General features: G+C 65.3%; 4 protein-coding genes. 1 reads left to right on the top strand and 3 read right to left on the bottom strand.

Annotation, left to right across the window (positions count from 1 at the left end):
* Window positions 1-349: 349 nt before the first annotated feature.
* Window positions 350-787 carry a hypothetical protein gene (locus FVW27_RS07955; protein WP_167124159.1) on the top strand — a complete coding sequence of 146 codons (438 nt, stop codon included), beginning with the start codon at window positions 350-352 and terminating at the stop codon, window positions 785-787.
* Between the two features lie 185 nt (window positions 788-972).
* On the opposite strand, the gene FVW27_RS07960 is transcribed toward FVW27_RS07955, so the two are convergent.
* The 3 genes from FVW27_RS07960 to FVW27_RS07970 all read right to left on the bottom strand — a co-directional run.
* Window positions 973-1287: a hypothetical protein gene (locus FVW27_RS07960; RefSeq protein ID WP_167124161.1), complete on the bottom strand. Its 315-nt coding sequence runs from the start codon at window positions 1285-1287 to the stop codon at window positions 973-975.
* A 487-nt stretch (window positions 1288-1774) separates the two neighbouring features.
* The gene (locus FVW27_RS07965; protein WP_167124163.1) at window positions 1775-3280 is read right to left on the bottom strand and encodes a VgrG-related protein; all 1506 of its coding nucleotides are present in this window, start codon (window positions 3278-3280) and stop codon (window positions 1775-1777) included.
* Window positions 3281-3725: 445 nt separating this feature from the next.
* The coding region (locus FVW27_RS07970; protein ID WP_167124165.1) for an aminotransferase-like domain-containing protein at window positions 3726-4790 on the bottom strand (1065 nt) is incomplete at its 5' end.

Raw genomic sequence — 4790 nt, forward strand, 5'->3', positions numbered from 1 at the left:
AACGTGTCGCTGGGGGTGCCCATGGTGGGCATCGGCGCGGCGTCGCGCCACCTGCTGCCAGCCGTGGCGCGGGCGCTGGGCACAACGGTTACCTTTCCGGCCCGCTACGACGTGGGCAACGCCCTGGGGGCGGCCCTGCTGGCGCTGGGCGAAGGGGATGCCGCCGGGGAATGACCGTCGTACGGATGCTGCTCACGCCGCCATCTTGACGCGCACCACCCTTTCAGCGCACCGTCACCGGGTCGGCCCGGGCAGTGTAGACACCTGCGCCACCGCGCGCGGCCCCTGCCGACACGCGCGCAATCACCGTCACGCACCACCGCCGCCCTGCGGCGCGCAAGGATACGCCATGCACAGCCACAATCCTTTCCAGCCCCCCAAAGCCGACGCCTGCGGCTGCGGACACGACCATGCCCCCGATCACGCCCATGACCACGACTGCCAGTGCGCCGCCGGGGCGCACCGCCCGTCCTGCTTCGACGCCGCGCTGGAAGTGGCCAGCGAATGCGAGGACTGCCGCGTGGTGCACGCCTGGCTGCACCTGCACGGCAAATGGGTGCTGCACGCCTGGGGCGAAACCGACGAGGCCGTGTACGACCTGACGGAAACCCGCAACCCGCAGCCCCGCGCGGACTACTACGCCCGCAACGGCGTGACCGAGGAGCGCCTGCGCCGCTACGGCAGGGTGGAGTTCTTCACCATCATGGCCGACACCGGCAGCTTCGGCCCCTTCGACGCCGCCTTCTTCTTCGCGCCGGAAAGCGACACCGACCCGCTGGGGCGGTAGCCCGCGCCCCGGCCTGCGCGTCCACGTCACCCCATCTCCTGCAAACACCACGGGCCGAAGGATCACTCCTTCGGCCCGTTTGCGTGGCTTCGCTCCATGTTCCAGTCCCCGGCAACAGCCCGCGACCTGCGCCGGTTGCCTGGCGGCATCCTTTCCTGAGCCCACCTGCCATCGGCATGCGCCGCTTATTGCGGCCCACCCTCCACCGCCGCAGGAATGTCATCCGGGTACGGACGGGCGCAGCCCACGGCCAGCAGGTCCACCACGCGATGGGGATCGGTATCCCGTACCAGCGCGACCACCCGGTACCGCTCGCAGGAAGGCATGGTGCGCCCCACGGGGGTATGCGCGAACCGCTCCAACCCGTCGAGAAACTGGTCCTCCTCGTCCCCGACGATATCGAAATTGCCCATGCTGCCGCCGGAATAGACACCCGTCATTTCCACCGTCACCAGACGGGCGCGCCGCACCAGTTCCACCTCGTGCAATTCCGAGGGCATGACCATCTGCCACCATGAGGGGTCTCGCGTGCCTTTGCCTCGAACCCGGCATACGTCACCTTCCGCACACACGGCCCGCACCTTGCTTTCCAGAGGAAAACCTTCGGGAATTACCAGATTGTCCTCCGTGACCTGCGGGGAGCTCAAAAACAGATAGCCATCCGTCTGCCTGCCAAGAACGCCTGTTACGTCGAAATCCCCAGGTGTTGCTGCCACAAGACGCCGCACCGAACTGACAAGGACAAACTCGTTGCCAAGGCGCTCTATTTTTTTTTCTACACCCACTATACGGCACAGATCACCGAATGCGCAGACTGCATGGATACTACGCGTAACTCGTGGGTCAATCCCCAGCCCGGAGCTTGTCCCAGAGTAATATATCGATCCCCTGCCCACTATTCCTGTGCGGGCAACATGTCCTTCCTCACATGATGCATCGCCTTGTGCATAGAAGAGAAAAAAAACAAGCATTGCAAAATGTGCAATCCTACTCCTCACCACCTGAAGCCTCCGCTTTGGGTTCCAATGCTTGCTGGAGATTTTTCAAATTCCCATTAAACTCGTAGTCGACTCTTTTCTCAACTTCAGTATCCCCCTTATACCCCGTCTTGAACGCCTTCCCCAATACATCCAACTGCTCCTCCACACCCATCTTCCTCAGTGTGTCGCTATCCGGAAGATGCTTCACCACGTTTTTCGAAAATGCGTTCGGTCCTCTGAGTACCCCCATGGAGTACGCCGCATTTTGAATGACCTCCGATCCCGTATCAAGCCCTGCCTTTTCAAAGGCTTTCAGTGTCGGCTGGTAATGCGTCCTCTGAATAAACGCCTCGTTGGCGGCGGCCAACGCGTCAGGATGCTTGCGGGCCATTTCCGGCCATGCAGCGGCAATGGCCTTGGGGTCGTCCTTCAGTGCGCGGTATTCTTCCGGCAGGTTCGCCGCTTCACGGCTTTTCATGAAATCTCCCAGCGTTCCCCCGGTCAACTGGTACGGCCCGCATGACCCCGATTGGGATACGGTTTCCAATCCCTTGGCCGTGGTTTCGTGCAAGGCGGTGATGTCGCCGGGCTTGCGGTAGTAGTCCAGTATCTTGTCCGGCCGCAGGATGTTCTTCGAAGGGTCGGCGAAATCCTCCAATGGCGGGGTACGGCGGCCCGGCGCGGCCTTGCCGCCTGCTGATCCTCGGCCTGCACCGCCCCCTGCATCCGTGGCGCTGCCGTTGCGGTTGGCCGCCATCAGGGTGCCCGCAAAGGGATCGTCCTGCGTTTCCCGCGCCGGAGCCGTGCCGCCGCGCAGCGCCAGATCGTCGTCGCTCGTCGCATCCGGTGCGCCGGGCCATTGCCGCAACATTGCGTCAACGCGGGGCGAACGCTCCTGCCCGGCGGAAGGCGTACGCCGCTGCCAGGGGTGCACGTCCTGCGGAAAGGCCGCCTCCATGGCGCGCTCCCACCAACGCGTGCCCGGCGCGTTGGTGCGTTCGGGGGTGGAGCCGCTTCCGGCGTTGTTCGAAAGCGGAACCAGTTCGCCCCTAGTTTCGGCAGTGCCCGGCAAGGTGCGCTCTTCACCTGTCACCTCGCGGAGCCTGGGAAGCCGCCTCTCCTTTTCGGTCTCCGGAATCTGCCGTTCCAACTGCGGAACGTTCCTGCGTTCGAAAATGTCGCGCATGCGTTCTTCCTGCAACACGTCGTACCCCCGGTCGCGGGGCTGCCGGAACCCGGCATAATCTTGCAGGTCGTGAACGCCGGTGTCGTCGAACATGCTGCGCTGGAAGCGCTGCCGCCAGTCCTTGTCCTCGTCGTCGGGCAACATGCCCTGCCCGTCGTGGCCAAAGGCGTCGATGGTGCGAATGCCCTGCACCAGTTCTCCATACCAATCCTGCATGGTGCGCGCCGAACGGGCGCGCACCACAACGCCTTCCAGCGAACCCGCCAACTTGCGGCGGCGGGGGTCGTCAGCGTTCTTCAGTCCGGACGTGAACAAGCCGTAGGTCATACGCGCCTCCATGTATAGGTATGCGTGGTTCTTCGGACGCCATGCAGCATGCCGATATGGCGCAGGCAAAACGGCGGGGCGGGTTGCAAGCGCCCCGCCGCCAGAGGAAATGCACGCCCCGATGGCGCGGAGCCAGCGTATCCCATGCCTTGCGGGCACCTCCGGCCACAGGGGGATCGGAAGGGGGTTGCGGGGCGGTCCCAAGGGTGCCCCGCCATGTTGCAAAAAAGCGGAGAACCTCCGGGAACACGACAATGCCGCCCGGACCCCCATTCCGCTCTTTGCGCCGCCCTGCCCCTCATCAGCCCCCGGTTCCCATTCTCAATAAAAAAACAAGGGGCCGGAGGATCACCCTTCCGGCCCGTGTCATGCCTGCCATATCCTTTGCGGTAGCTGCCTGCCCCAGTCCAGTCCAATCCCGCCCGGCCTTCACCCTGCCCCCTTCCTACTCCGCCCCCGTTCCCCCCCGGCACTCCCCGGCCAGCCGCCCCAGGGTACGCAGCCCTTCGGCCATGCGCTCGTTCCACAGGCCGTTGCAGCCAAGGCGCAGGTAGTTGGCGAACTTTTCCTGCGTGCTGAACACGGCCCCCGGCGCAACGGATATGCCCGCCTGCCGCGCGCGAAAGAACAGCTCCACGCCGTCGGTGCCGGGCGGCAGTTCCAGCCACAGCACGCCGCCGCCCTCGGGCCGGGTAACCCCGGTGCCGGGCGGAAAGCAGTCCGCAAGGTGCATGCGCATGGCCTGCATCTGGCGCGAAAAGGCCGTGCGCAGGCGGCGCAACTGCCGTTCGAACAGCCCCTGTCGCAGGTATTCGGCCATGGCGAACTGTGTCAGTGTGGCCCCGCAGACATTGGTGGTGGCCTTTATCTCCCGCGCGCGCTCGCCGATGCGCCCGGTGACCATCCAGCCCATGCGAAAGCCCGGCGCAACGGTCTTGGAGAACGACGAACACAGCGTGACCAGTCCGTGCACGTCCCATTGCAGGAAGGTGGACGGGCGCGAGGGGCCGTAGTGCAGGTCCGTGGACACGTCGTCCTCGATAAGGTGAATGCCCCGCTCGGCCAGCATGTCCAGAATCTCGCGCTTGGCGTCGTCGGGGGTCAGGCTGCCGTCCGGGTTGTTGAAGTTGGGCGAAAAGGCGCACGCCGCCACCCGGTGCCGGTCCAGGATGTGCCGCACGTCGCGCGGGTCCACGCCCGCCTCCGGCGTGCTCGGCACCTCGATGGCCCGCAGCCCCAGCGATTCGATCAGTTGCAGGAAGCAGTAGTAGGTGGGCGACTGGATCATCACGATGTCGCCGGGCCGGGTCAGGCAGCGCAGGGCGATGTACAGCGCCTCCACCGCGCCGTTGGTGATCAGGATGTCGTCCGGCCCCGCGCCCACGCCGCATTCGCGGTGCCGCCAGGCAATCTGGCGGCGCAGTTCCAGGTCGCCGGGAATGGTGGCGTAGGCGGCGGCCTCGCCCGCGCGCGAGCGCATCACCTCGGACAGGATGCGCCCCAGCGCCCG

This window comes from Nitratidesulfovibrio liaohensis (assembly GCF_011682075.1).
Classification (GTDB): domain Bacteria; phylum Desulfobacterota; class Desulfovibrionia; order Desulfovibrionales; family Desulfovibrionaceae; genus Cupidesulfovibrio; species Cupidesulfovibrio liaohensis.